Below are 23,821 nucleotides of genomic sequence, written 5' to 3' on the forward strand. Positions count from 1 at the left end.
ATGCAGCCTTCAAGAAGCCGGTTGGCAACAACTAACTGTTATCCCCAAAATAACAATCACCGGCTGCACGACTCTTTCACTACCCCTGCAAGCCAATCCACGAACACCTTGGTCTTGCTGGGAAGATGGGCGCGATGGGGATAAAGGACGGAGATGGCTTTGGGGGAGGCAGGCAGATCCGGCAAGACTTCAACCAGCCGTCCCGACTCCAGATACGGCAACAGGGCCGGACGGACGCCCTGGATCACCCCCATTCCAGACAGCGCGCAGGTCAGCAGAGCGTCTGAGTTGTCCGTAACGATTGAACTGGAGAGCTTCAGCCTGACTTCTTCGTTGTTTTCATTGAATGTCCAGTCGACCAATCGACGGTTCCGGCCACTGGCAAAGTTGATTGCCTTATGTGCTCGCAACTCTTCGATGGACGAAGGCATCCCGTGGCGCTCGATATAGGTTCGCGAAGCGCACGTGGTCATTCGAACCTCGCCAATGCGCTTCGCGACAGCACTCGAATCGTGCAAGTCACCCAATCGGACCACGCAATCGATCCCTTCGTCGACTATGTCGACCGGCTGGTCGGTAACGCCCAGGTGAATCTCGATTTGAGCGTGGGCACGCTGGAAATCCGGCAGCGCAGGAATCACGATGGCCTTGGCTATGGTGGCGGCCAGATTCACCTTCAGCCGTCCTTTGGCACTGCGCCTGCGATCCGAGTAACTCGCGAAGGTGTCCTCGATGCCAGAGAGCAGCTGCACGGTGCGCTGGTAGAAGTCCTCCCCTTCATCGGTCACGCTCAGTTTGCGGGTCGTGCGATTGAGCAATCGAACCCCGAGCTCCTGCTCCAGCGCCTGGATCGCCCGGGTAGCAACCGGCCGGTGAAGCTGCAGTTGCTCGGCCGCGGCCGTGAAGCTTCCCTTCTCCACGACCTGCACAAATATCTGCATTGCCTCGATACGGTCCATGCTGCCTTTCCCATCTGCTGGATGCCGGGTTACTTCAAGCTCTTGAACTGGCGTGACTCCCTCGAGCCGACACGATAACTCGTTGAAACGCCTCATTCTCTCGAGGAGCTGGAACAGGGTGATGCCGGTTCACTTTCCCATGAGGCTGTTGATCGCGGACTCGGTCGCGCAGGCTTCTGCCGTCGATCGCAAATCGGCCTTTGAATGCTGAACAACGACACGCTGCTCTGCTCGTGCTCGTATGAAGAGCTGCGGCAAACGATGCGTACCGGCGCCACCGGGAAAGGCCTGACGCTGATGCGCGATGCGCAGCTCGGCGGCGGGTAAGCCCGGTGCCGCGATTCCGTCTCGCTTGATACGATTTTTTCCGGAACGCCCATCCCGAGGGCGCCGGAGACAAGATGGACTCGAGCATTTCCAGCGGCGGCAGCCATGCCGTCGGCGAAGCTCTGTACCGCACCATGGTGCGGACAAGGGCCTTCGAGAACGCGGCGGAAACCGCCAGCCAGGGCGGCGTGAGCGCATACGGCCAGCAGGCAGCGGGCGCCGCGAAGGTGCGCGGCCCGCTGCACCTGTCGACCGGGCAGGAGGCGGTGCCGGCCGGCGTCTGCGCCCACCTGCGCGCCAGCGACTACCTCACCTCCACCCACCGCGGCCACGGCCACACGCTGGCCAAGGGCGCGGACCTCACCCGGATGATGTGCGAGCTGTTCGGCAAGGCCACCGGCTTCAACGGCGGCAAGGGCGGCTCGATGCACATCGCTGACTTCTCGGTCGGCATGCTGGGCGCCAACGGCGTGGTGGCGGCGGGGCTGCCTATCGCGGTGGGCGCGGCGCACGCGCAGAAGCTGTTGAAGAAGGCCGACGACATCACGGTCTGCTTCTTCGGCGACGGCGCGATCAACCGCGGGCCCTTTCTCGAAGCGCTGAACTGGGCGCGCGTGTACGACCTGCCGGTGCTCTTCGTCTGCGAGGACAACCGCTGGAGCGCGACCACCGCGAGCGGGCCGATGACGGCGGGCGAAGGCGCCTCGGCGCGCGCCGAGGCGCTCGGCATCGCGGCCACGCAGGTCGACGGCAACGACGTGTTCGCTGTGCACGCGGCGGCCGCGAAGCTGGTGGCCGAAGTGCGCGCCGGCAGCGGGCCGCGCCTGCTGCATGCGCTGACCTACCGCGTGAAGGGGCACGTGTCGGTGGACGTCGCGGCATACCGCGATCCGGCCGAGCTGGCGGCGGCGCTGGAGACCGATCCGATCGCGCGGGCGCGCGGCCATCTTCTTTCGAACGGCGTTGCCGCAGCGGCGCTCGACGCCATCGAGAACGCCGCGCGCGACGAGGTCGACACCGCACTCGCGGTGGCCGACGCGGCGCCCTGGCCCGAGCCAGGCGCCGCCTTCACCGATGTGCAGACCGTCGGGGAGGGCCAGTGGCGATGAAGCAGCAACTGAGCTATTCGGAAGCCGCCCTGCTGGCCCTGCGGCGCGAGATGGAAGCCGACCCGCGCGTGGTGGTGCTCGGCGAGGACGTGGGCCGCGGCGGCATCTTCGGGCAGTACAAGGGGCTGCAGCAGCACTTCGGCGACGGGCGCGTGATCGACACGCCGATCAGCGAGGCCGCGATCATGGGCGCCGGCGTGGGCATGGCGCTCGCGGGCCTGAGGCCTGTGGTCGAGATGCGGGTGGTCGACTTCGCGCTGTGCGGCATGGACGAGCTGGTGAACCAGGCCGCCAAGAACCGCTTCATGTTCGGCGGCCAGGGCCGCGTGCCGCTGGTGGCGCGCATGCCGGGCGGCATCTGGGACGCCTCGGCGGCGCAGCATTCGCAATCGCTCGAAGCCTGGTTCGCGCATTTGCCGGGCGTGGTGGTGGTGTGCCCCTCCACGCCGCAGGACAACCACGGCCTGCTGCGTGCCGCGCTGCAATGCGGCGACCCCGTGGTCTATATCGAGCACAAGACGCTCTGGGGCACGACCGGCGAGGTCGACGAGAGCGTCGCCGTGCCGCTGGGCAAGGCGGCGCGCGTGCGCGAAGGCAATGCGCTCACGCTGGTGAGCTGGAGCCGGCAGATGCAGGCCTGCGCGGCAGCCTGCGATGCCCTGGCGGCCGATGGCATCGCGGTGGACCTGATCGACCTGCGCACGCTGTGGCCCTGGGACCGCGAGACGGTGCTTTCGTCGTGCGCGCGCACCGGCCGGCTGCTGGTGGTGCACGAGGCGGTGCAGGCGGCGGGCTTCGGCGCGGAGATCGCGGCCAGCGCGGCGGAGGCCACGGGCTGCCGCGTGGCGCGGCTGGGCGCGCCGCGCATTCCGGTGGGCTATGCGCCGGTGCTGGAAGCGCAATCGCGCGTCGGCACGCAAGCCATCGTGGCCGCGGCGAAAAGGCTCGCCGACTGACGCACGACCGGCGATGGACCCGCTCTTCTTCAAGCTGGTGCGGGTCGTGAATCTCACGGCGCGGCCCTTTCACGAGCGCGTGGGCAGCGAGCACCGGCTCACGCTGAACGAATGGCGCACGATGGCCGTGCTCGCCGCGCAGCCGGGGCTCAACGCCACGCAGGTGGCCGACCAGACCGGCCTCGACAAGATGGCGGTGAGCCGCGCGCTAGCCGGCCTGCGCCGCCACAAGCGCCTGCAGCGCCACGACGATCCGACCGACCGGCGCAGCAGCCGGCTCTACCTCACCGCCGCCGGCAAGGCACTGCATGAAACGGTGGGCGCGCTCGGCCGGCAGCGCGAGGCCGAGCTCTTCGCCGGCGTCGAGGCCGGCGAACTGGCGCGCCTGGAAGCCACGCTCGACAAGCTGATCCTTGCCGTGTCGGGCGGCATTGACGGTGCGTCCGCGCCGGACGCTCAGGCCGTGTAGCCGCCGTCCACGCTCAGGCTGGCGCCGGTGACGAAGCCGCCCTCGGGCCCGGCGAGGTACGCGACCATGCCGGCGATCTCGTCGGCGCGGCCGTGGCGCGGCAGCGCCATGAGGCCGTGCATGAAGCCGGCGCGCGGTCCGGCGGCGGGGTTCATCTCGGTGTCGGTCGGGCCCGGCTGCACGTTGTTGACCGTGATGCCTCGCGGGCCGAGGTCGCGCGCCAGGCCGCGCGTGAGGCCGACGATCGCGGCCTTGCTCATCGCATAGACGCTGGCGCCCGCGGCCGGCACGCGCTCGGCGTTGATGCTGCCGATGTTGACGATCCGCCCGCCCTCGCCCATGCGGCGCGCTGCCGCCTTGGCTGCGACGAAGACGGCGCGCACGTTGACGCCCACGGTGCGGTCGAAGTCCTCGAGCGTGAAGCTGTCGAGCTCGCCGCGCAGGTAGACGCCGGCGTTGTTCACCAGGATGTCGAGCCGCCCGAAGGCCTGCGCGGCCTGCTCGACGGCGGCGGTGAGCGTCGCGGCGTCGCCCGCATCGGCGCGAAGGGCGAGAGCGCGGCCGCCGGCGGCACGGATCTCGCCGGCCAGCGCGTCGGCCTTGGCCTGCGCGCTCACGAAGGTGAAGGCCACGGCGGCGCCGTCGCGCGCCAGCCGGCGCACGATGGCCGCGCCGATGCCGCGCGAGCCGCCGGTGACGAAGGCAGCCTTGCCGGCCAGGGCAGGCTGGGGAGCCAGGTGCGTCGTCGTCATGGCGTCCGGGCTCAGGCCGCGAAGCCGCCGTCGATGTTGAGGCTCGCGCCCGTCACGAACCCGGCTTCGGGGCTGGCCAGGTAGCCGACCATGCCGGCGATTTCCTCCGGACGGGCGTGGCGGGCCAGCGCCATCAGTCCGTGCATGGCGGCGGCGTTCGGGCCGTCCACCGGGTTCATGTCGGTGTTGACCGGGCCGGGCTGCACGTTGTTGACCGTGATGCCGCGCGGGCCGAGGTCGCGCGACAGGCCCTGCACCAGACCGACCAGCGCCGACTTGCTCATGGCGTAGGCGCTGCCGCCGGGCCAGGGCATGCGTTCGGCATTCGTGCTGCCGATGTTGATGATGCGGCCGCCTTCGCCCATGTGGCGCGAGGCCGCCTTGGCGGCGACGAACACGGCGCGCACGTTGATGTCCAGCGTCTTGTCGAAGTCTTCCAGCGAGAACTCGTCGAGGGTGCCGCCGAGGAACACGCCGGCGTTGTTCACGAGGATGTCGATCTTGCCGAAGGTGCGGGCGGCTTCGTCGATGCCGGCGGTGAGGGCCGCGGCATCGGCGCTGTCGATCTTCAGCGCGAGCGCGCGGCCGCCTTCGGACTGGATGCTGCGCACCAGCTCGTCGGCCGGGGCGGCCGAGCTGGCGTAGCTGAAGGCGACGGCGGCACCGTCGCGCACCAGCCGGCGCACGATGGCCGCGCCGATGCCGCGCGAGCCGCCGGTGACGAAGGCGACCTTGCCGGCCAGGACGGGGGAAGACGAAGAAGAGGAAGAGGAAGAAGCAGTGTTGGAGGCCATGATTTTTTTCCGTTGAGGTGGAGGAAGAAGGCCTCAGTGTGGGCGTTTCATTCCTTCTCCGGTAGCCATCAATCCACCCAATCAAATTCAACCAGAAGTTGAAGATGAGCGAGACAATGCGGCCATGGAACCGCTCAATCACCTGGAATCCTTCGTGCAGAGCGCGGAGGGCGGCAGCTTTTCCGAGGCCGCCCGGCGCCTGGGCCTGACGCCGGCCGCGGTCAGCAAGAACGTGGCACGGCTGGAGGCCCGGCTGGGCGTGCGGCTGTTCCAGCGCAGCACGCGCCGGCTGACGCTGACCGAGGGCGGCGAACGCTTCCTGGCGCAGGTCGCCCCCGCGCTGGCCACGCTGCAGGAGGCCGTGGCCGGCGTCGACACCGACGACGGCCAGCCCTCCGGCACGCTGAAGGTGAGCATGGGCCAGGCCTTCGGACGCGAGCACGTGCTGCCGATGCTGGGCGACTTTCTCGTGCGCTACCCGGCCATCCTGCCGGACTGGCACTTCGACAACCAGCAGGTCGACCTGGTGGGCGAGGGCTTCGACGCGGCCATCGGCGGCGGCATCGAGCTGCCGGCCGGGCTGGTGGCGCGGGAGCTGGCGCGCATCCACGTGGTGGCGGTGGCATCGCCGGCGTACATGGAAGGGCGCACGCTGCCAAGGCACCCGTCGGAGCTGGCGGCACTCGACACGCTGATGCGCCGCTCCTCACCCACGGGCCGGGTGCGCAGCTGGACGCTGCGGCGCGTGCGTGCGGGCTCCGGCGAGGGGGAGATCAGCGTCGAGCTGCCCCGGCCGCGCGCGATCTTCAACGACCCCGAGGCGATCGCGCATGCCGCGCTGATGGGGCTGGGCGTGGCGATGCTGCCGCTGCCCTTCGTGGAGCGCGGGCTGCGCAGCGGCGAGCTGCTGCGGCTGCTGCCCGACTGGTACCAGGACGCAGGCGCGGTGTGGCTCTATTACCCGAGCAAGAAGCTGCTGCCGCCGAAGACGCGGGTGTTCGTCGATTTCGTGCTGGAGCGCTTGCGCAGCGAGCGATTCGCGCAGCGGATGCAGGTGGCCTGACCGAGAACTCCCTCACGGGTTCAAGGAGCTCACGGGGTTTTCACCCGCGACGGTCGCAGCGCGCACCTGTACAAACGCGCGCATGACCAATCCGACTTTCTTCTCCTTCTCCTCCTCTTCCCCGAACCGCCGCACCGCGCTGGCCGCGTCGGTCGCTGCCGCGCTGACCCTGATGACCGCCCCCTCGTGGGCCCAGGGCACCTGGCCTACCAAGCCCGTGCGCATCGTCGTGCCCTTCGCGGCCGGCGGCACCACCGACATCCTCGCGCGCGCCGTGGCGCCCGAGCTTTCGAAGGCCTTCGGCCAGCAGTTCATCGTGGACAACCGCGCCGGCGCTGGCGGCAACGTGGGCGCCGAGATCGTGGCGCGCGCGCCGAACGACGGCTATACGCTGCTGATGGGCACGGTGGGCACGCACGGCATCAACCGCGCGCTGTACCCCAAGCTGCCCTTCGACCCGATCAAGGACTTCGCGCCGATCACGCTGGTGGCCGCCGTGCCTAACGTGATGGAGATGAACGCCGAGAAAGCGAAGTCGCTGAACATCCACAACGTGCAGGACTTCATCAAGTACGCCAAGGCCAACCCGGGCAAGCTGAACATGGCCTCCAGCGGCAGCGGCACCTCGATCCACCTGGCGGGCGAACTGTTCAAGAGCATGACGGGCACCTTCATGGCCCACATCCCGTACAAGGGCTCCGGCCCGGCGCTGCTGGACATGGTGGGCGGCAACGCCGACGTGATGTTCGACAACCTGCCGTCGTCGATGGCGCAGATCAAGGCCGGCAAGCTCACGGCGCTGGCGGTGACGAGCGCGCAGCGTTCGCCCGCGCTGCCGGACATTCCGACGGTGGAGGAAGTGGGCGGACCTTCGCTCAAGGGTTTCGAGGCGAGTTCGTGGTTCGGACTGCTGGCGCCGGCGGGCACGTCGCCGGAGATCGTGAACCGCATCCAGCAGGAAGTGGCCAAGGCGCTGGGCATGCCGGCCATGAAGGAGAAGATGCTGGCTCAGGGCGCGATCCCGAGCGGGAATTCGCCAGCGGACTTCACGAAGCTCATTGCGAGCGAACACGTGAAATGGGCGAAGGTGGTCAAGGACTCCGGCGCGAAAGTCGACTAACCCCCAGGCTGCGCGCACTTCGTGCGCTTCGCCAACCCCCTTGCAGGGGGCAACACCGACGGACCGGCAAAGCCGGATCCGTGGTGTTCCTCGAAAAGATCCAGGGAAGGCTGATCCAGATTGATCAGGTCTTCCAGGTCACGTCTTTCTTTTCGGCCAGCGAGTCCTTGAGCATGTGCAGCAGGGGGATCGCGCGCTGGTGCAGGCCTACGTGCTGCTTCTCGGCCTCGTTGGCGTGGCCTTCGACGGCGTAGTCGTCGTTGTTGTGGGCGTTGGAGGCCTCGCGCGCCAGCGCTGCCTCGATGGCCGCGATGGCACCCGGGATCTGCTCGACGGTGATGATGCCCTGCGGGGCGGCCGACTTGCCGACGATCTCGAGCAGCTGGCGGGCATGCACTTCGAGCATCACGAAATCGGGAGAGGCACGGGACTGGAATCGATAGAGCATGGTGTTCTCACTCACTTGTAGATGTAGTCACGTGCAAAAGGGTACACCGATTGCGCGCCGCGCAGGACACCGTGTTCGACCTTGCCGTCGGGCTTGGTGGAAAGCATCTGGTGCAGAGAGATCCAGCCCTGCTCGAAGCTCATGGCGGAACCGGCGAGGTACAGGCGATAGGCCCGCAGGATGCGCTCGGCGTTGTCGCCCTGGCGGCCGCCGCTTCGTTGCAAGACTTCGCGCGCGGTGTCGAGCTGCGCCTCGAGCGCGTCCGACCAGGCCCACAGCGTGCGTGCGTAGTGCGGGCGCAGGCTCTCGGTGTCGACCATCTCCAGGCCGGCTGCGGCAGTCTCGCGCAGCACGTGCGTCACGTGCAGCAGCTCGCCGCCGGGGAAGATGTATTTCTCGATGAAGTCGCCCATGCCGGCGCCGAGCTGGCGATAGTTGAGCTCGCCCGAGGTGATGCCGTGGTTCAGCACCAGGCCGCCGGGCCTCAGCAGCGAATGGATCTTGCGGAAGTAGGTCGGCATGTTGGCCGCGCCCACGTGCTCGAACATGCCGACGGAGGAGATCTTGTCGAAGGGCTTGTCGGTGGGCACTTCGCGGTAGTCGCGCAGCTCGACTCGCACGCGGCCCTGCAGGCCTTTCTCTTCGATGAGCCGCTGCACGTGCGCGTGCTGGTTCTTCGACAGCGTGATGCCGGTGGCGTCCACGCCGTAGTGCTCGGCCGCCCACAGCAGCAGCGCGCCCCAGCCGGAGCCGATGTCGAGGTAGCGCTCGCCGGGCTGCAGCATGAGCTTGCGGCAGATGTGGTCGAGCTTGGCTTCCTGCGCCTGCGCCAGCGTGAGGTCGGGCGTGCGGAAGTAGGCGCATGAATACACGCGGCGCGGGTCGAGCCACAGCGCGTAGAAGTCGTCGGAAACGTCGTAGTGGAACTCGATCTGGGCCGCGTCCTTGCGCAGCGAATGCGAGCCGTGCGACTTGGCCCGGCGCTGCAGGCGGCTCCACCAGCCGGTGTCGGTCTGCGCCGGGTTGCCCGGGAGCATGCCGACCGTGGCGTCGATCAGGTCGCGCATGGCGCCTTCGATCTGCACCTTGCCTTCGACGTATGCCTCGCCGATGGCTCCCACCTGTCGTGCCGCCAGCTTGGCGAGCACCGCCCATTCCTTGAAGGCCAGGGTGACGCGGGCTCCCGCCTGGGCTACGCGCCGGCCATCCGGCAGCTCCAGCGCGATGGGGACAGGCAGCGAAGCCAGCTGCGACTCGATTTTTGGTATCAAGTGTTGCATGGGCGCATGGTATTGATTTTTCCAAGCTTTTGCATGACTTCCCGTGTCGGCGCAGGCCGCGAGATGCGCTCCGGGGCGGGCCTGCAGGAATCCCGATTGACAACAGATTGTTTATGTCTAAACTATTTAGCCATGAACAGCCTCGACCCGTCCAAGTCCGCTCCCGCCTCGGACCTCCAACGCATCCTTTGCATCGGCGGCGGGCCGGCAGGCCTGTACTTCGCCCTGCTGATGAAGGCGCGCAACCCCGCGCTGCAGATCACCGTGGTGGAACGCAACCGCCCCTTCGACACCTTCGGCTGGGGCGTGGTGCTGAGCGACCAGACGCTCGCCAACTTGCGCGCTGCCGATGCGCCGACCGCGGCGCTCATCGGCAACGAGTTCCATCACTGGGACGACATCCAGGTCTTCTTCAAGGGCCGCCAGGTGCGCTCGGGCGGCCACGGCTTCTGCGGCATCGGCCGCAAGCGGCTGCTGAACATCCTGCAGGAGCGCTGTCTCGAGCTGGGCGTCGAGCTGGTGTTCGAGACCGACGTCGCCGACGACCAGGCGATTGCCGCCAAGTACGAGGCCGATCTGGTGATCGCCAGCGACGGCCTCAACAGCCGCATTCGCCAGCGCTACGCCGACGTCTTCAGGCCCGACATCGACCTGCGCAACTGCCGCTTCGTCTGGCTGGGCACGCACCAGACCTTCGACGCCTTCACCTTCGCCTTCGAGCAGACCGAGCACGGCTGGTTTCAGGCGCACGCCTACCAGTTCGACGACAAGACCTCGACCTTCATCGTCGAGACGCCCGAGGCAGTGTGGAAGGCTCACGGCCTCGACCAGATGGAGCAGCCAGAGGCCATCGCCTTCTGCGAGAAGCTCTTCGCCAAGTACCTCGGCGGCCACTCGCTGATCAGCAATGCCACGCACCTGCGCGGCTCCGCCAACTGGATCCGCTTTCCGCGCGTGGTGTGCGAACGCTGGACGCACCGCATCGACGTCGAAGGCCGCTCCGTGCCCGTGGTGCTGATGGGCGACGCGGCGCACACGGCGCACTTCTCGATCGGCTCGGGTACCAAGCTGGCACTGGAAGACGCGATCGACCTGGCCAACGAGTTCGCCCAGGGCGGCACCGTCGACCACGTGCTCGAAGGCTACGAGGCACGCCGCAGCGTCGAAGTGCTGAAGATCCAGAACGCCGCACGCAATTCCACCGAATGGTTCGAGAACGTGCCGCGCTACACGGGCATGCAGATCGAGCAGTTCGCGTACTCGCTGCTCACGCGCTCGCAGCGCATCAGCCACGAGAACCTGCGCCTGCGCGACACGCAATGGCTGAGCGGCTATGAACAGTGGCTGGCCGGCGGCAAGGCGCTGCCGCCGATGCTCATGCCCTACAAGGTGCGTGGGCTCACGCTGAAGAACCGCATCCTCGTTTCGCCGATGGCCACCTACAGCGCGGTCGACGGCGTTCCGCAAGACTTCCTGCTGGTGCACCTGGGCGCACGCGCACTCGGTGGTGCCGCGATGGTGTTCGTCGAGATGACGAGCCCGACGCCCGAAGGCCGCATCACCCCCGGCTGCACGGGCCTCTACAACGACGCGCAGCAGGCGGCCTTCAAGCGCATCGTCGATTTCGTGCACACGCAGTCGAGCGCGAAGATCGCGATGCAGCTCGGCCACAGCGGCCCCAAGGGATCGACCCGCGTGGGCTGGGAAGGCACCGACGAGCCGCTCGAGAGCGGCAACTGGCCCCTGCTGGGCGCGAGTGCGCTGCCGTATGGCGAACAGAACCAGCTGCCCGCGGCCATCACCCGCGCCGAGATGGACACGCTGCGCGACCAGTTCGTCGACTCGACCCGCCGCGCGGCCGAATGCGGCTTCGACTGGCTCGAACTGCACTGCGCGCACGGCTACCTGCTGTCGGCTTTCATCAGCCCGCTCACCAACCTGCGCACCGACGAGTACGGCGGCGACATCGAGGCGCGCTGCCGCTATCCGCTCGAAGTTTTCCGCGCCATGCGCGCCGTGTGGCCCGCCGACAAGCCGATGAGCGTGCGCATCTCTGCCCACGACTGGGCGCCCGGCGGTAACACGGATGCCGACGCCATCGTGGTGGCCCGCCTCTTCAAGGAAGCCGGCGCCGACTTCATCGACGTGTCCTCCGGCCAGACCACGCGCGCCGCAAAGCCGGTGTACGGGCGCATGTACCAGACGCCGTTCTCCGACCGCATCCGCAACGAGGTCGGCATCTCGACCATCGCGGTGGGCGCCATCACCGACGCCGACCAGGCCAACAGCATCATCGCGGCCGGCCGCGCCGACCTGTGCGCGATCGCGCGCCCGCATCTCGCCGATCCGGCATGGACGCTGCACGAGGCGGCCAAGCTGCAGAGCCGCGACGTCGAATGGCCCGTGCAGTACCTGAGCGGGCGCGACCAGATGTACCGCGAGATAGCCAAGCAACAGCAGCTCGCGGCCGCCGCCAATGCCGCGATGGCCGCGCAGAACAGCGAGGAGACGCACTGACATGGACCTCGAAGCGCGCGCGCACAGCGAACATCCCGAAGCCTTGCGGCTCTGGCTGCGGCTTCTCACCTGCACCCAGCTGATCGAGAAGCAGGTGCGCAACGAGCTGCGCTCGCAGTTCGCCACCACGCTGCCGCGCTTCGACCTGATGTCGCAGCTCGAGCGTTCGCCCGAGGGGCTCAAGATGAACGAGCTCTCGCGCCGGATGATGGTGACGGGCGGCAACGTGACGGGCATCACCGACCAGCTCGTGTCCGAAGGGCTGGTGGAGCGCATCAACGTCGAGGGCGACCGCCGCGCATGGCGCGTGCGCCTCACGCCGCGCGGGCGCAAGCTCTTCAACGAAATGGCGCAGCAGCACGAAGACTGGATCGTCGAGGCCTTCTCCGGCCTCAGCGCCAAGGAGATCGCGCAACTGCACAAGCTGCTCGGCAAGGTCAAGCAGCACTCGCACAACCAACTACTGATGGCGGAGACCGAATGAAGCACTACGTCGGCGCGGGCAATCCCATGCGCGCGCAATTCGAACCCAAGGCAGCCTACAAGGCCGAGCACTTCGCATGGAGCTACGAAGCGGGCGTGGGCACCATCACGCTGAACCGGCCGGACCGCAAGAACCCGCTGACCTTCGACTCGTACGGCGAGCTGCGCGACCTGTTCCGCGCGCTGGTCTACGCCACCGACGTGAAGACGATCGTCGTGACCGGCGCGGGCGGCAACTTCTGCTCGGGCGGCGACGTGCACGAGATCATCGGCCCGCTGACCGGCATGCGCATGCCCGAGCTGCTGGAGTTCACGCGCATGACGGGCGACCTCGTGAAGGCGATGCGTGCGTGCCCGCAGCCCATCGTCGGCGCGATCGACGGCGTGTGCGCCGGCGCCGGCGCGATGATCGCGCTGGCCTGCGACCTGCGCTACGGCTCGCCGGCCACGCGCACCGCTTTCCTCTTCACGCGCGTGGGCCTCGCCGGTGCGGACATGGGCGCCTGCGCGCTGCTGCCGCGCGTGATCGGCCAGGGCCGTGCGTCGGAGCTACTGTTCACCGGCCGCGCAATGACGGCGCAGGAAGGCCATGCCTGGGGCTTCTTCAACGCGCTGCACGAAAGCGATGCATTGCTCGAGGCCGCGACGAAGGTTGCGCGCGACCTGGCCGAAGGTCCGACCTTCGCGCACGGGATGACGAAGACGATGCTGTCTCAGGAATGGTCGATGACCATCGACCAGGCCATCGAGGCCGAAGCGCAGGCGCAGGCCATCTGCATGCAGACCGAAGACTTCAGGCGCGCCTACGAGGCCTTCGCGGCCAAGCGCAAGCCGGTGTTCGGCGGAGACTGAAACGATGATGACCAAGGCCCCCGCACCTCCATCGACAGCGCATCTCGCGCTGCCCTTCTTCGACGACGCGCACCGTGCGCTCGCCGACGGCCTGCTGCCCTGGGCCGATGCGCAGCAGGTCGACGAAGACGACGACCGTGCCGCCTGCCGCGACTGGGTCCAGCGGCTCGGCGCCGGCGGCTGGCTGCGCTACTGCGTGCCGGGCAGTTCCGGCGGCGCGCTGGAGCGGCTCGACTCGCGCGCGCTCGTGCTGCTGCGCGAGACGCTCGCCTACCATTCGCCGCTCGCCGACTTCGCGTTCGCGATGCAGGGTCTGGGCAGCGGCTCGATCACGCTGGCTGGCACGCCGCAGCAACACGCCGACTACCTGACCGCCGTTGCCAAGGGCAGCAAGATCGCGGCCTTCGCACTCAGCGAGCCCGAAGCCGGCTCCGACGTGGGCGCGATGGCGATGCGCGCGGAGGAGACCTCCGACGGCTGGAAGCTCAACGGCGAGAAGACCTGGATCAGCAACGGCGGCATCGCCGACTTCTACTGCGTGTTCGCGAAGACCGACCCGGCGGGCGGCACGCGCGGCATCACGGCCTTCATCGTCGATGCGAAGACGCCCGGTCTCGACACCTCCGCGCACATCGACGTGATGGCGCCGCATCCGCTGGCCACGCTGCGCTTCGAGAACTGCGTGGTGCCGCGCACCGCGCAGCTCGGCGAGCTCAACGGCGGCTTCAAGCTCGCGATGCGCACGCTCGACATCTTCCGCGCCTCGGTGGCCGCGGCCGCCCTCGGCATGGGACGCCGCGCACTGGCGGAGGCGATTTCGCATTCGAAGAAACGCCGCATGTTCGGCCAGACGCTGGCGGACTTCCAGCTCACGCAGGCCAAGCTCGGCGAAATGGCAGCGCTGATCGACAGCGCTGCCCTGCTCACCTATCGCGCGGCATGGATGCGTGACGACGCCGAACGACGCGGCGCGCCGGCGGTGGGCGACGTGTCGGCCGCAGCGGCCATGGCCAAGATGTGCGCCACCGAGAACGCGAGCCGCGTGATCGACATGGCGCTGCAGATGCACGGCGGCCTCGGCGTGAAGGTTGGCACGAAGGTTGAAAGCCTCTATCGCGACATCCGCTCGCTGCGCATCTACGAAGGCGCGACGGAAGTTCAACAACTGATCATCGGCAAATCCGTTCTGCGGGGATAAACACCGTGTCTGCCCAAGTCGACCGCTTCGTTCACGACCGCTTGCCGCCCGCGGCACAGCTGCCCGTCTTTCGCTACGACCTGCCCGAGCTACGGCTGCCCGACCAGCTCAACCTGGTCGAGGAACTGCTCGACAAGGCTGCGGCGAAGGGGTTCGGCGACAAGCCGATGCTGCGTTCGCCGCAGGGCACGCTGACCTATGCGCAGGCGGCCGTCGAGGTCAATCGCATCGCCCAGGTGCTGGTCGAAGATCTCGGTCTGGTGCCGGGCAATCGCGTGCTGCTGCGCGGCGGCAATTCCGTGGCGATGGCGCTGGCCTGGCTCGCGGTGGTGAAGGCCGGGCTCATTGCAGTGGCGACGATGCCGCTGCTGCGCGCGAAGGAACTGGGCGACATCATCGAGAAGGCGCAGCCCGTGGCCGCTCTGTGCGACGGACGGCTGCTCGACGAGCTGGCGATCGCGCAGCGGGAACATCCGGTGCTTGCCGCGGTGATCGCATTCAACAAGCCCGACGCGGAAGACTCGCTCTCCGCGCGCGCGGCGAAGAAGAGCGGCGTATTCACGGCCTGCCCCACGGCTTCCGACGACATCGCGCTACTGGCTTTCACCTCGGGCACCACCGGCAAGCCGAAGGCGCCCGTCACCACGCACCGCGACGTGCTCGCGATGTGCGAGACATGGCCGCGCCACGTGCTGCGCGCGCGCAGCGACGACATCGTGGTGGGATCGCCCCCGCTGGCCTTCACTTTCGGGCTCGGCGGGCTGCTGGTGTTTCCGATGTGGGCCGGGGCTTCGGTCTACTTTCCCGATGCGCCGTTCACGCCCGAGGGGCTGGTGAAGCTCATCAACGAGGTCGGCGCGACCATCTGCTACACGGCGCCCACGTTCTACCGCCAGATGGCGCCGTTCGTGAAGCAGCACGGCATGCCCAGCCTGCGCATCAGCGTGAGCGCGGGCGAGGCCCTGCCTGACGCCACGCGGCAGCTGTGGAAGGAGGCTTCCGGCATCGAGATGCTCGACGGCATCGGCGGCACCGAGGTGTTCCATATCTACATCTCGGCCGCGGGCTCCGACGTACGCCGTGGTGCCGTCGGCAAGGCCGTGCCGGGCTTCACCGCGAAGGTGGTGGACAACCAGGGCAAGGAAGTGCCGCGCGGCACGGTCGGCAAGCTCGCGCTGCAGGGGCCGGTGGGCTGCAGATACCTCGACGACCCGCGCCAGGCAGACTACGTGAAGAACGGCTGGAACTACCCCGGCGATTCGTTCGTGCAGGACGACGACGGCTACTTCTTCTACCAGGCGCGCGCCGACGACATGATCATCACGGCCGGCTACAACGTCGGCGGCCCGGAGGTGGAGGATGCGCTGCTCAAGCACCCGGCCGTGGCCGAGTGCGGCGTGATCGGCAAGCCGGATGCCGAGCGGGGCATGATCGTGAAAGCGTTCTGCGTCCTCAAGCCGGGGAACGAGGGCAACGCCGCCCTCGTGAAGACACTGCAGGACCACGTGAAGGCGACCATCGCGCCGTTCAAATACCCACGGGAGATCGAGTTCGTACCGGCGCTGCCGCGCACGGAAACCGGCAAGCTCCAACGATTCAAACTGAGACAACTCAACACGACATCATGATCAACAAACTCCTGCAACCCGAAGGCTGGCTGCCTCCCAAGGGCTATGCGAACGGCGTCGCCGCTCGTGGAACGATGCTGTTCGTCGGCGGCCAGATCGGCTGGAATGCCCAGCAGCAATTCGAATCGGACGACTTCATCGACCAATGCGGCCTGGCGCTGCGCAACATCGTCGAGGTGCTGCGCGCGGGCGGCGCGGGCCCGGAGCACATGGTGCGCATGACCTGGTACGTGACGGACCGCGACGAATACAGCCGCCGGCTCGCCGAGCTCGGCCCCGTCTATCGCGACGCGATGGGCCGCAACTTCCCGGCCATGACCTGCGTGCAGGTGGCTGCGCTGGTGGAGCATCGGGCGAAGGTCGAGATCGAGGTGACGGCAGTCATTCCTGACTGAGTTGCCACGCTGGCCAAAAATAAAGAATGCCCTCATTGCGAGGGCATTTCTTTTTGCCATTCACCGGCAATTGATGGGTAAAAGATCGAAAAAGAAAAAGGCCCTTTGATTTCTCAAAGGGCCTTTTCAATTTGGTTGCGCGAGCAAGATTTGAACTTGCGACCTTTGGGTTATGAGCCCAACGAGCTACCAGGCTGCTCCATCGCGCGGCAGACTTAGATTATAGCTTATTCAGCAGCGTTTTGCTCGGCTGCGTCTTCTTTAATTTCAGGACGATCAACCAGTTCGACGAGCGCCATCGGGGCGTTGTCACCCACGCGGAAACCCATCTTCAGGATGCGGGTGTAGCCGCCCGGACGCGCTGCGAAACGCGGGCCGAGGTCACCGAAGAGCTTCACGACGCTGTCGCGGTTGCGCAGGCGGTCGAAGGCCAGGCGCTTGTTGGCGACGGTGGGCTTCTTGGCAAGCGTGATCATCGGCTCGATGACGCGGCGCAGTTCCTTGGCCTTGGGGACCGTGGTCTTGATGACTTCGTGCTCGATGAGCGAATTCATCATGTTCTGCAGCATCGCGAGGCGGTGCGAGCTGGTGCGGTTGAGTTTGCGGAGTCCGTGTCCGTGACGCATGGTGCTTTCCTTTACTTTATAAAACAGGCAGCCGTGTCAGGTACTGCCCGGTGCACTGGCCCTTTTCAGGGGGCCTATTTCAAAAATTCAAATAATCAACGCTTGTCGAGGCCGGCCGGCGGCCAGCTTTCGAGCTTCATGCCCAAGGTCAGGCCGCGGGAGGCGAGCACTTCCTTGATTTCGTTGAGCGACTTGCGACCCAGATTCGGGGTCTTGAGCAGCTCGTTCTCGGTGCGCTGGATCAGGTCACCGATGTAGTAGATGTTTTCGGCCTTCAGGCAGTTGGCCGAACGCACCGTCAGTTCGAGTTCGTCGACAGGGCGCAGCAGGATCGGATCGAACTGCTGTGCGCTGCGCGGAGCCGGAGCATCGAACGCAGCGAGTTCGCCGCCTTCGAGCTGCGCGAACACGGCGAGCTGCTCGACCAGGATTTTAGCCGATGCGCGCACTGCGTCCTCGGCGGTGATCGCACCGTTGGTCTCGATTTCGACCAGCAGCTTGTCGAGGTCGGTGCGCTGCTCCACGCGGGCGCTTTCGACGGTGTAGCTCACGCGCTTGACGGGCGAGAACGAGGCGTCGAGGACGATGCGGCCGATCGACTTGGTCGGCTCGTCCGCATAGCGGCGCATCGTGCCGGGCACGTAGCCGCGGCCTTTCTCGACCTTGATCTGCATGTCGAGCTTGCCGCCTTGCGACAGGTGGGCGATCACGTGGTCGGGATTGATGATCTCGACGTCGTGCGGGGTCTGGATGTCCGAGGCCAGCACCGGGCCTTCGCCGTCCTTGCGCAGGCTCAGCGTGACTTCGTCGCGGTTGTGGAGCTTGAACACCACGCCCTTGAGATTCAGCAGGATGTTGACGACATCTTCCTGCACGCCGTCGATCGACGAGTACTCATGCAGAACGCCAGCGATCGTGACTTCGGTGGCCGAGTAGCCCACCATGGACGACAGCAGAACGCGACGCAGCGCGTTGCCGAGCGTGTGGCCGTAGCCGCGCTCGAAAGGCTCGAGCGTCACCTTGGCCTTGTTGGCGGCAAGTTGCTCGACCTGGATGGTCTTGGGTTTCAGCAGGGTGGTTTGCATGCAGACTTCCTCTCAATACCCCCGGCTCGTTACACCGGTAAGGCTGGTGAAGCACCTGAGCCGCGACGAAGCGCGGAACAGGAACGTGAACAACAAAAACAATCTCCCGCACGCGCCGAATGGCGGGTGCGGGTAGAAGAAATCAACGCGAATACAGTTCGACGATCAGCGATTCGTTGATGTCGGCTGCGAATTCGTCGCGATCGGGCACCTTCTTGAACGTGCCTTCGGCCTTGTCGGCATTCACGTCGACCCATGCCGGAATACCGACTTGCTGGGCGAGTTGCAGCGCTTCGACAACGCGGGTCTGCTTCTTCGACTTGTCGCGCACGGCGATCACGTCGCCGGTCTTGACCAGGTACGACGGGATGTTGACCGACTGACCGTTCACCGTGATCGCCTTGTGCGACACGAGCTGGCGCGCTTCGGCGCGGGTCGAGCCGAAGCCCATGCGGTAGACGACGTTGTCCAGACGCGATTCGAGAATGAACAGCAGGTTGGCGCCGGTGTTGCCACGGCGGCGGTCGGCTTCTTCGAAGTAGCGGCGGAATTGCTTCTCGAGCACGCCGTACATGCGCTTGACCTTCTGCTTCTCGCGCAGCTGCAGGCCGTAGTCGGAGGTGCGCTGACCCGAGGTGCGGCCGTGCTGGCCGGGCTTGGAGTCGAACTTGGCCTTGTCCTGGATCGAGCGGCGGGCGCTCTTCAGGAACAGGTCGGTGCCTTCACGGCGGGAAAGTTTGGCCTTGGGGCCGAGGTAACGTGCCACGATTTTTCCTTTGTGTCATCTGCCGCAGTTGCCTGCGGGAGCCATCGGCAAGATGCTGATGGCGGTGGGCTTAGTTAAAAAACAAATGCGCAGCCGCTATTCAAAGCCGGCTGCGCCTTGCGGACTGACGATCAGATGCGGCGACGCTTCTGGGGACGGCAGCCGTTGTGCGGAACGGGCGTCACGTCGGCGATCGAGTTGATCCGGATGCCGAGCGCAGCCAGTGCGCGCACCGACGATTCGCGACCGGGGCCGGGGCCCTTGATCTCGACGTCGAGGTTCTTGATGCCTTGTTCGACAGCAGCACGGCCGGCAACTTCCGAAGCGACCTGCGCAGCGAACGGGGTCGACTTGCGCGAGCCCTTGAAGCCCTGGCCACCCGACGAAGCCCACGACAGGGCGTTGCCCTGGCGATCGGTGATCGTGATGATGGTGTTGTTGAACGAAGCGTGCACGTGAGCGATACCGTCCGCGACGTTCTTGCGAACCTTCTTGCGAACGCGCTGTGCGGCGTTGTTTGCAGGTGCTTTAGCCATGCTGTTCTATCCTTATTTCTTCAGGGACTGCGCAGCCTTGCGCGGACCCTTGCGGGTGCGGGCGTTGGTGCGCGTGCGCTGGCCGCGCATCGGCAGGCCGCGACGGTGACGGAAGCCGCGGTAGCAGCCAATGTCCATCAGGCGCTTAATGTTCATCGTCGTCTCGCGACGCAGGTCGCCTTCGATCGTGAACAGCGCGATCTGGTCGCGGATCTTCTCGAGATCGGCGTCGGTCAGATCCTTGATCTTCTTCGAATACTCGATGCCGCTCGCTTCGCAGATCTGACGGGCGCGGGTGCGACCGATGCCGAAGATGGCGGTCAGGCCGATTTCAGCGTGCTTGTGCGGCGGGATGTTGATGCCAGCAATACGTGCCATGTGCGTCCTCTAATACTCTTCAATCAACCCTGGCGCTGCTTGTGGCGCGGGTCGGTGCAGATCACACGCACCACACCCTTGCGGCGGATGACCTTGCAATTACGGCAGATGGTTTTGACCGAAGCCGAAACTCTCATTTCACTCTCCTAAAACTGTTTAACGTGGCGGTCTACCGCCCGGACTCAATACTGAAACACAGCCCTACGATGTCTTGAAGTTAGCCTTCTTCAGCAGCGATTCGTACTGCTGGGACATCATGTAGTTTTGCACCTGGGCCATGAAGTCCATCGTGACGACCACGATGATCAGCAGGGAGGTACCACCGAAGTAGAACGGCACGTTGTACTTCAGGATCAGGAACTCTGGCAGCAGGCAGACGAAGGTGATGTACACCGCGCCAGCCAGCGTCAGGCGAACCAGAATCTTGTCGATGTAGCGAGCGGTCTGGTCACCCGGACGAATGCCAGGAATGAATGCACCACTCTTCTTCAGGTTGTCGGCCGTTTCCTTGCTGTTGAACACGAGCGCCGTGTAGAAGAAGCAGAAGAAAACGATCGCAGCGGCATACAGCAGCACGTAGATCGGCTCTCCGGGGCGCAGTGCGCTGGCAACGTCCTTGATCCAGCGGAAACCGCCTTCGCCGGTGCTGAACCAGCCGACCACCGTTGCCGGCAGCAGGATGATCGACGAGGCGAAGATCGGCGGGATCACGCCGGCCATGTTCAGCTTCAGCGGCAGGTGCGACGACTGGCCGCCGTACACCTTGTTGCCGACCTGGCGCCGCGCATAGTTCACGAGGATCTTGCGCTGGCCGCGTTCCACGAACACCACGAAGTAGGTGACCAGCACCACCACGGCGACGATGAAGAGCGCGACGATCACGTTCATGGCGCCGGTACGAACCAGCTCCAGCAGGCCGCCGATGGCGTTGGGCAGACCGGCCGCGATACCCGCGAAGATCAGGATCGAGATGCCGTTGCCCAGGCCGCGCTCGGTGATCTGCTCGCCGAGCCACATCAGGAACATCGAACCTGCCGTCAGGCTCACCATGGCGGTGATGCGGAAGCCGAAGCCGGGCGAGATCACCAGGCCGGCCGACGACTCGAGAGCCACCGCGATGCTGAACGACTGGAACAGTGCCAGACCCAGCGCGCCATAGCGCGTGTACTGCGTGATCTTGCGGCGGCCGGCCTCGCCTTCCTTCTTCAATTGCTCGAAGGTAGGAAGCACGTAGGTCATCAGCTGCATGATGATCGACGCCGAGATGTACGGCATGATCCCCAACGCGAACACGGTGAAGCGCGACAGCGCACCGCCCGAGAACATGTTGAACAGGCTCAGAATGCCGCCCTGCTGGCCCTGGAACAGCGCAGCCAGCTGGTCCGGGTTGATGCCCGGCACAGGGATATGCGCGCCAATCCGGTAGACCACGAGCGCGAGCAGCAAAAAGACGAGCCGACGACGGAGGTCGCCGAACTTGCCTGTTTTTGCGATCGTTGCCGCGTTAGTTGCCACGAAGAACTTCTTTCAGTCCGATGATGATCAGGCGATGCTGCCGCCGGCCGCTTCGATCGCAGCCTTGGCGCCAGCCGTTGCGCCCACGCCCGTCAGCTTGACGGCCTTGGTGAGCTCACCGGTCTTCACGACCTTGACGACCTTGGCCAGCTGACCGACGAGGCCGGCTTGCTTCAGCGCCAGGATGTCCACTTCGGCCAGGCCGAGCTGCTCGAGAGCGGTCAGCGTGACTTCGGCGTTGAACTTCAGCAGATGCGACTTGAAGCCACGCTTCGGCAGGCGACGCTGCAGCGGCATTTGACCGCCTTCGAAGCCGACCTTGTGGAAACCACCTGCGCGCGACTTCTGGCCCTTGTGGCCGCGACCCGAGGTCTTGCCCAGGCCGGAACCGATACCGCGGCCGACACGACGCTTGGCGTGCTTGGCGCCATCCGCCGGCTTGATGCCATTGAGTTCCATATCAGTCTCTCTTACAGGACTTTGACCAGATAACTGATCTTGTTGATCATGCCGCGCACAGCGGGCGTGTCTTGCAGCTCGCTCACGCTGTTGAGCTTGCGCAGGCCGAGGCCGCGCACGGTCGCGCGATGCGATTCCTTGGTGCCGATCGGGCTCTTGACCAGCTGCACCTTGAGGGTTTGTTGTTGCGTCATTTGAATGCTTCCTTGAGGCTTGCGACGGCCTGCGCTCAGGCGAAGATTTCTTCGACGGTCAGGCCGCGCTTGGCAGCCACTTCGCTGGCGGTCGTCGAGTTCTTCAACCCGTCGAGCGTGGCGCGAACCATGTTGTAGGGGTTCGACGAACCATGGCTCTTGGCCACGATGTCGGTGATACCCATCACTTCGAACACGGCGCGCATCGGGCCGCCGGCGATGATGCCGGTACCCTTGGGGGCCGGGTACATCACGACCGTCGAAGCGCCATGGTGGCCTTGCACCTGGTGGTGCAGCGTGCCGTTCTTGATCGAAACCTTCAGCAGGTTGCGACGCGCTTCTTCCATTGCCTTCTGCACTGCAGCGGGCACTTCCTTCGACTTGCCCTTGCCCATGCCGACGCGGCCATCGCCGTCACCGACCACGGTGAGTGCTGCGAAACCGAGGATACGACCACCCTTCACCACCTTGGTGACGCGGTTGATCGCGATCATCTTCTCGCGCAAACCGTCCTCGGGGCCTTCGTTCTGCGTTCTTGCCTGAATCTTTGCCATTTTGAATCTCGTGTCCGGTTAGAACTGCAGGCCGGCTTCGCGGGCAGCCTCGGCCAGCGCCTTGACGCGGCCGTGGTATGCGAAACCTGCGCGGTCGAAGGCGACCTTCTCGACGCCGGCAGCCTTCGCCTTTTCAGCGATGCGCTTGCCGACGGCGGTGGCGGCGGCAGCATTGCCGCCCTTGCCCGAACCGCCGAGCGAGGTACGCACTTCGGCTTCTGCCGTCGATGCGGTTGCAATCACCTTGGCGCCGTCGCCGGAGATGACGGTGGCGTAGATGTGCAGGTTGGTGCGGTTCACCGTCAGACGAGCCACACCCTGCGTCGCGATGCGGATGCGGGTCTGGCGCGAGCGGCGAAGACGCTGTGCTTTTTTGGTCAACATCATTTTGCTGCCCCTTACTTCTTCTTGGTCTCTTTGATCACGATCTTCTCGTCCGCATAGCGGATGCCCTTGCCCTTGTAGGGCTCTGGCGGACGAACGGCGCGGATCTCAGCGGCGATTTGACCAACGCGCTGACGGTCAGCACCCTTGATCACGATTTCAGTCGGGGTCGCGGTAGCCACCGTGATGCCTTGCGGCATGTCGATGTTGACCGGGTGCGAATAGCCGACCTGGAGGTTCAGCTTCGTTCCCTGGGCTGCGGCCTTGTAGCCGACGCCGATCAGGCTGAGCTTCTTCTCGAAGCCCTTGGTCACACCGACCACCATGTTGTTCACGAGCTGGCGAACCGTGCCGCTCATCGCGTTGGCTTCACGCGAATCGTTGGCGGGCTCGAAGCTCAGCTTGCCGTCCTTGCTGACGACGTTGACCAGTGCATTGCGCGCGAGGGCGAGCGTGCCGCCCGTGCCCTTGACGCTGATCTGGTCTTCCTTGATCGACACATCCACGCCTGCGGGGATGGTGATCGGCATTTTTCCTACTCGGGACATTTCAGTTACTCCTCGATGTCTCGGTTAGGCGACGTAGCACAGGACTTCGCCGCCGACACCGGAGGCGCGGGCCTTGCGGTCGGTCATCACGCCCTTGGGGGTCGTGACGATCGCAACGCCGAGGCCGTTCTGGACTTGCGGAATCGAAGCGCTGGCCTTGTAGACGCGCAGGCCGGGGCGGCTCACGCGCTCGATGCGCTCGATGACCGGACGACCAGCGTAGTACTTCAGCGAGATTTCAAGTTCGCTCTTGCCGGCTTCGGTCTTGACCTGGAAACCGTCGATGTAGCCCTCGTCCTTCAGGACTTGTGCGATCGCGATCTTCACCTTGGAAGACGGGACCGACACGGTGGGCTTCGCCACCATCTGCGCGTTGCGGATACGCGTCAGCAGGTCGGCAATGGGATCACTCATGCTCATGTTGTT

The 23,821-nt window shown here is 65.8% G+C and carries 30 protein-coding genes and 1 tRNA gene; 12 read left to right on the plus strand and 19 right to left on the minus strand.

All coding sequences use genetic code 11. The annotated features are described in order from the left end of the window. Nucleotides 1-56: 56 nt before the first annotated feature. Nucleotides 57-959 carry a LysR family transcriptional regulator gene (locus tag ABL840_RS36845; RefSeq protein WP_093307537.1) on the minus strand — a complete coding sequence of 301 codons (903 nt, stop codon included), beginning with the start codon at nt 957-959 and terminating at the stop codon, nt 57-59. Nucleotides 960-1,163: 204 nt separating this feature from the next. Between ABL840_RS36845 and ABL840_RS36850 the strand changes: the two genes are divergently transcribed. The 4 genes from ABL840_RS36850 to ABL840_RS36865 all read left to right on the plus strand — a co-directional run bounded on the left by ABL840_RS36850 (nt 1,164) and on the right by ABL840_RS36865 (nt 3,820). Beyond that, nucleotides 1,164-1,286 (plus strand): hypothetical protein, encoded by a 123-nt coding sequence (locus ABL840_RS36850; RefSeq protein ID WP_418116130.1) that lies wholly within the window; start codon nt 1,164-1,166, stop codon nt 1,284-1,286. Nucleotides 1,287-1,360: 74 nt separating this feature from the next. Further along, the gene (locus ABL840_RS36855) at nt 1,361-2,395 is read left to right on the plus strand and encodes a thiamine pyrophosphate-dependent dehydrogenase E1 component subunit alpha (protein WP_093307536.1); all 1,035 of its coding nucleotides are present in this window, start codon (nt 1,361-1,363) and stop codon (nt 2,393-2,395) included. Beyond that, nucleotides 2,392-3,351, plus strand: coding sequence for an alpha-ketoacid dehydrogenase subunit beta (locus tag ABL840_RS36860; RefSeq protein ID WP_093307535.1), 960 nt, complete (start codon nt 2,392-2,394; stop codon nt 3,349-3,351). Before ABL840_RS36855 ends, ABL840_RS36860 begins: the two co-directional genes overlap by 4 nt. 13 nt (nt 3,352-3,364) lie before the next feature. After that, nucleotides 3,365-3,820 carry a MarR family winged helix-turn-helix transcriptional regulator gene (locus tag ABL840_RS36865; RefSeq protein ID WP_093307534.1) on the plus strand — a complete coding sequence of 152 codons (456 nt, stop codon included), beginning with the start codon at nt 3,365-3,367 and terminating at the stop codon, nt 3,818-3,820. Here the strand turns inward: ABL840_RS36865 and ABL840_RS36870 are convergent. Beyond that, complete coding sequence (locus ABL840_RS36870) at nt 3,808-4,572, minus strand: SDR family oxidoreductase (protein ID WP_093307533.1); 765 nt, start codon at nt 4,570-4,572, stop codon at nt 3,808-3,810. The two genes, ABL840_RS36865 and ABL840_RS36870, sit on opposite strands and share 13 nt — an antisense overlap. 11 nt (nt 4,573-4,583) lie before the next feature. Further along, nucleotides 4,584-5,366, minus strand: coding sequence for an SDR family oxidoreductase (locus tag ABL840_RS36875; RefSeq protein ID WP_093307532.1), 783 nt, complete (start codon nt 5,364-5,366; stop codon nt 4,584-4,586). 124 nt (nt 5,367-5,490) lie between these two features. Here ABL840_RS36875 and ABL840_RS36880 point away from each other — a divergent pair, with 124 nt between their 5' ends. Together ABL840_RS36880 and ABL840_RS36885 are read left to right on the plus strand one after the other, a co-directional pair. Continuing rightward, nucleotides 5,491-6,429: a LysR family transcriptional regulator gene (locus ABL840_RS36880; protein WP_093307531.1), complete on the plus strand. Its 939-nt coding sequence runs from the start codon at nt 5,491-5,493 to the stop codon at nt 6,427-6,429. An 82-nt stretch (nt 6,430-6,511) separates the two neighbouring features. After that, entirely contained in the window at nt 6,512-7,549 is a 1,038-nt protein-coding gene (locus ABL840_RS36885; RefSeq protein ID WP_093307530.1) for a Bug family tripartite tricarboxylate transporter substrate binding protein, read from the plus strand. A 124-nt stretch (nt 7,550-7,673) separates the two neighbouring features. Here ABL840_RS36885 and ABL840_RS36890 read toward each other — a convergent pair whose 3' ends face one another. After that, nucleotides 7,674-7,997, minus strand: coding sequence for a DUF1840 domain-containing protein (locus tag ABL840_RS36890; RefSeq protein WP_093196113.1), 324 nt, complete (start codon nt 7,995-7,997; stop codon nt 7,674-7,676). 11 nt (nt 7,998-8,008) lie between these two features. Continuing rightward, nucleotides 8,009-9,277, minus strand: coding sequence for an SAM-dependent methyltransferase (locus ABL840_RS36895; protein ID WP_093307529.1), 1,269 nt, complete (start codon nt 9,275-9,277; stop codon nt 8,009-8,011). A 132-nt stretch (nt 9,278-9,409) separates the two neighbouring features. Here ABL840_RS36895 and ABL840_RS36900 point away from each other — a divergent pair, with 132 nt between their 5' ends. Genes ABL840_RS36900 through ABL840_RS36925 form a run of 6 tightly spaced genes read left to right on the plus strand, consistent with a single transcriptional unit; the run spans nt 9,410 to nt 16,350 of the window. Further along, entirely contained in the window at nt 9,410-11,794 is a 2,385-nt protein-coding gene (locus ABL840_RS36900; protein WP_093307528.1) for a bifunctional salicylyl-CoA 5-hydroxylase/oxidoreductase, read from the plus strand. 1 nt (nt 11,795) lies between these two features. Then, nucleotides 11,796-12,278: a MarR family winged helix-turn-helix transcriptional regulator gene (locus ABL840_RS36905; RefSeq protein ID WP_093196110.1), complete on the plus strand. Its 483-nt coding sequence runs from the start codon at nt 11,796-11,798 to the stop codon at nt 12,276-12,278. After that, nucleotides 12,275-13,129: an enoyl-CoA hydratase family protein gene (locus ABL840_RS36910; RefSeq protein ID WP_093307527.1), complete on the plus strand. Its 855-nt coding sequence runs from the start codon at nt 12,275-12,277 to the stop codon at nt 13,127-13,129. Before ABL840_RS36905 ends, ABL840_RS36910 begins: the two co-directional genes overlap by 4 nt. Before the next feature lie 4 nt (nt 13,130-13,133). Continuing rightward, nucleotides 13,134-14,327, plus strand: coding sequence for an acyl-CoA dehydrogenase family protein (locus ABL840_RS36915; RefSeq protein ID WP_093307526.1), 1,194 nt, complete (start codon nt 13,134-13,136; stop codon nt 14,325-14,327). 5 nt (nt 14,328-14,332) lie between these two features. Next, a complete protein-coding gene (locus tag ABL840_RS36920; protein ID WP_093307525.1) occupies nt 14,333-15,955 on the plus strand; it encodes an AMP-binding protein in 1,623 nt (540 codons plus the stop codon). Beyond that, the gene (locus ABL840_RS36925; RefSeq protein WP_093196106.1) at nt 15,952-16,350 is read left to right on the plus strand and encodes a RidA family protein; all 399 of its coding nucleotides are present in this window, start codon (nt 15,952-15,954) and stop codon (nt 16,348-16,350) included. Before ABL840_RS36920 ends, ABL840_RS36925 begins: the two co-directional genes overlap by 4 nt. A gap of 132 nt (nt 16,351-16,482) precedes the next feature. On the opposite strand, the gene ABL840_RS36930 is transcribed toward ABL840_RS36925, so the two are convergent. From ABL840_RS36930 to rpsH, 14 genes are all read right to left on the minus strand, one after another. After that, nucleotides 16,483-16,559: transfer RNA gene (locus tag ABL840_RS36930), tRNA-Met, on the minus strand. Nucleotides 16,560-16,577: 18 nt separating this feature from the next. Beyond that, on the minus strand, nt 16,578-16,976 hold the full coding sequence (gene rplQ, locus ABL840_RS36935) for a 50S ribosomal protein L17 (protein WP_093196105.1): 399 nt from the start codon (nt 16,974-16,976) through the stop codon (nt 16,578-16,580). 95 nt (nt 16,977-17,071) lie between these two features. Then, a complete protein-coding gene (locus ABL840_RS36940; protein WP_009124827.1) occupies nt 17,072-18,061 on the minus strand; it encodes a DNA-directed RNA polymerase subunit alpha in 990 nt (329 codons plus the stop codon). A gap of 142 nt (nt 18,062-18,203) precedes the next feature. Continuing rightward, nucleotides 18,204-18,827, minus strand: a complete 624-nt coding sequence (gene rpsD, locus ABL840_RS36945; protein ID WP_093196104.1) for a 30S ribosomal protein S4 — start codon at nt 18,825-18,827, stop codon at nt 18,204-18,206. A gap of 131 nt (nt 18,828-18,958) precedes the next feature. Beyond that, the gene (gene rpsK, locus ABL840_RS36950; protein ID WP_009124825.1) at nt 18,959-19,363 is read right to left on the minus strand and encodes a 30S ribosomal protein S11; all 405 of its coding nucleotides are present in this window, start codon (nt 19,361-19,363) and stop codon (nt 18,959-18,961) included. A 12-nt stretch (nt 19,364-19,375) separates the two neighbouring features. After that, complete coding sequence (gene rpsM, locus ABL840_RS36955) at nt 19,376-19,741, minus strand: 30S ribosomal protein S13 (RefSeq protein ID WP_013544105.1); 366 nt, start codon at nt 19,739-19,741, stop codon at nt 19,376-19,378. A gap of 23 nt (nt 19,742-19,764) precedes the next feature. Further along, nucleotides 19,765-19,878, minus strand: coding sequence for a 50S ribosomal protein L36 (rpmJ, locus tag ABL840_RS36960; protein ID WP_013544106.1), 114 nt, complete (start codon nt 19,876-19,878; stop codon nt 19,765-19,767). Nucleotides 19,879-19,942: 64 nt separating this feature from the next. Beyond that, nucleotides 19,943-21,256: a preprotein translocase subunit SecY gene (gene secY, locus ABL840_RS36965; protein ID WP_093196103.1), complete on the minus strand. Its 1,314-nt coding sequence runs from the start codon at nt 21,254-21,256 to the stop codon at nt 19,943-19,945. Between the two features lie 27 nt (nt 21,257-21,283). Continuing rightward, on the minus strand, nt 21,284-21,715 hold the full coding sequence (rplO, locus tag ABL840_RS36970) for a 50S ribosomal protein L15 (RefSeq protein WP_019653975.1): 432 nt from the start codon (nt 21,713-21,715) through the stop codon (nt 21,284-21,286). A gap of 11 nt (nt 21,716-21,726) precedes the next feature. Next, nucleotides 21,727-21,909, minus strand: coding sequence for a 50S ribosomal protein L30 (rpmD, locus tag ABL840_RS36975; RefSeq protein ID WP_019653974.1), 183 nt, complete (start codon nt 21,907-21,909; stop codon nt 21,727-21,729). A 35-nt stretch (nt 21,910-21,944) separates the two neighbouring features. Beyond that, nucleotides 21,945-22,463: a 30S ribosomal protein S5 gene (gene rpsE / locus ABL840_RS36980; protein ID WP_019653973.1), complete on the minus strand. Its 519-nt coding sequence runs from the start codon at nt 22,461-22,463 to the stop codon at nt 21,945-21,947. A gap of 18 nt (nt 22,464-22,481) precedes the next feature. Next, complete coding sequence (gene rplR / locus ABL840_RS36985; RefSeq protein WP_093196193.1) at nt 22,482-22,847, minus strand: 50S ribosomal protein L18; 366 nt, start codon at nt 22,845-22,847, stop codon at nt 22,482-22,484. A 14-nt stretch (nt 22,848-22,861) separates the two neighbouring features. Further along, nucleotides 22,862-23,395 carry a 50S ribosomal protein L6 gene (gene rplF / locus ABL840_RS36990; protein ID WP_093307524.1) on the minus strand — a complete coding sequence of 178 codons (534 nt, stop codon included), beginning with the start codon at nt 23,393-23,395 and terminating at the stop codon, nt 22,862-22,864. A gap of 24 nt (nt 23,396-23,419) precedes the next feature. Further along, complete coding sequence (gene rpsH, locus ABL840_RS36995) at nt 23,420-23,815, minus strand: 30S ribosomal protein S8 (protein ID WP_081267428.1); 396 nt, start codon at nt 23,813-23,815, stop codon at nt 23,420-23,422. Nucleotides 23,816-23,821 lie beyond the last annotated feature (6 nt).

The sequence above is a fragment of the Variovorax sp. NFACC27 genome (assembly GCF_048301545.1).
GTDB lineage: Bacteria > Pseudomonadota > Gammaproteobacteria > Burkholderiales > Burkholderiaceae_C > Variovorax > Variovorax gossypii.

Coding starts and splice junctions, on each gene's coding strand:
- ABL840_RS36845 (WP_093307537.1), bottom strand. CDS start 959: ATGGACCGTATCGAGGCAATGCAGATATTTGTGCAGGTCGTGGAGAAG.
- ABL840_RS36850 (WP_418116130.1), top strand. CDS start 1,164: ATGCTGAACAACGACACGCTGCTCTGCTCGTGCTCGTATGAAGAGCTG.
- ABL840_RS36855 (WP_093307536.1), top strand. CDS start 1,361: ATGGACTCGAGCATTTCCAGCGGCGGCAGCCATGCCGTCGGCGAAGCT.
- ABL840_RS36860 (WP_093307535.1), top strand. CDS start 2,392: ATGAAGCAGCAACTGAGCTATTCGGAAGCCGCCCTGCTGGCCCTGCGG.
- ABL840_RS36865 (WP_093307534.1), top strand. CDS start 3,365: ATGGACCCGCTCTTCTTCAAGCTGGTGCGGGTCGTGAATCTCACGGCG.
- ABL840_RS36870 (WP_093307533.1), bottom strand. CDS start 4,572: ATGACGACGACGCACCTGGCTCCCCAGCCTGCCCTGGCCGGCAAGGCT.
- ABL840_RS36875 (WP_093307532.1), bottom strand. CDS start 5,366: ATGGCCTCCAACACTGCTTCTTCCTCTTCCTCTTCTTCGTCTTCCCCC.
- ABL840_RS36880 (WP_093307531.1), top strand. CDS start 5,491: ATGGAACCGCTCAATCACCTGGAATCCTTCGTGCAGAGCGCGGAGGGC.
- ABL840_RS36885 (WP_093307530.1), top strand. CDS start 6,512: ATGACCAATCCGACTTTCTTCTCCTTCTCCTCCTCTTCCCCGAACCGC.
- ABL840_RS36890 (WP_093196113.1), bottom strand. CDS start 7,997: ATGCTCTATCGATTCCAGTCCCGTGCCTCTCCCGATTTCGTGATGCTC.
- ABL840_RS36895 (WP_093307529.1), bottom strand. CDS start 9,277: ATGCAACACTTGATACCAAAAATCGAGTCGCAGCTGGCTTCGCTGCCT.
- ABL840_RS36900 (WP_093307528.1), top strand. CDS start 9,410: ATGAACAGCCTCGACCCGTCCAAGTCCGCTCCCGCCTCGGACCTCCAA.
- ABL840_RS36905 (WP_093196110.1), top strand. CDS start 11,796: ATGGACCTCGAAGCGCGCGCGCACAGCGAACATCCCGAAGCCTTGCGG.
- ABL840_RS36910 (WP_093307527.1), top strand. CDS start 12,275: ATGAAGCACTACGTCGGCGCGGGCAATCCCATGCGCGCGCAATTCGAA.
- ABL840_RS36915 (WP_093307526.1), top strand. CDS start 13,134: ATGATGACCAAGGCCCCCGCACCTCCATCGACAGCGCATCTCGCGCTG.
- ABL840_RS36925 (WP_093196106.1), top strand. CDS start 15,952: ATGATCAACAAACTCCTGCAACCCGAAGGCTGGCTGCCTCCCAAGGGC.
- rplQ (WP_093196105.1), bottom strand. CDS start 16,976: ATGCGTCACGGACACGGACTCCGCAAACTCAACCGCACCAGCTCGCAC.
- ABL840_RS36940 (WP_009124827.1), bottom strand. CDS start 18,061: ATGCAAACCACCCTGCTGAAACCCAAGACCATCCAGGTCGAGCAACTT.
- rpsK (WP_009124825.1), bottom strand. CDS start 19,363: ATGGCTAAAGCACCTGCAAACAACGCCGCACAGCGCGTTCGCAAGAAG.
- rpsM (WP_013544105.1), bottom strand. CDS start 19,741: ATGGCACGTATTGCTGGCATCAACATCCCGCCGCACAAGCACGCTGAA.
- rpmJ (WP_013544106.1), bottom strand. CDS start 19,878: ATGAGAGTTTCGGCTTCGGTCAAAACCATCTGCCGTAATTGCAAGGTC.
- rplO (WP_019653975.1), bottom strand. CDS start 21,715: ATGGAACTCAATGGCATCAAGCCGGCGGATGGCGCCAAGCACGCCAAG.
- rpmD (WP_019653974.1), bottom strand. CDS start 21,909: ATGACGCAACAACAAACCCTCAAGGTGCAGCTGGTCAAGAGCCCGATC.
- rpsE (WP_019653973.1), bottom strand. CDS start 22,463: ATGGCAAAGATTCAGGCAAGAACGCAGAACGAAGGCCCCGAGGACGGT.
- rplR (WP_093196193.1), bottom strand. CDS start 22,847: ATGTTGACCAAAAAAGCACAGCGTCTTCGCCGCTCGCGCCAGACCCGC.
- rplF (WP_093307524.1), bottom strand. CDS start 23,395: ATGTCCCGAGTAGGAAAAATGCCGATCACCATCCCCGCAGGCGTGGAT.
- rpsH (WP_081267428.1), bottom strand. CDS start 23,815: ATGAGCATGAGTGATCCCATTGCCGACCTGCTGACGCGTATCCGCAAC.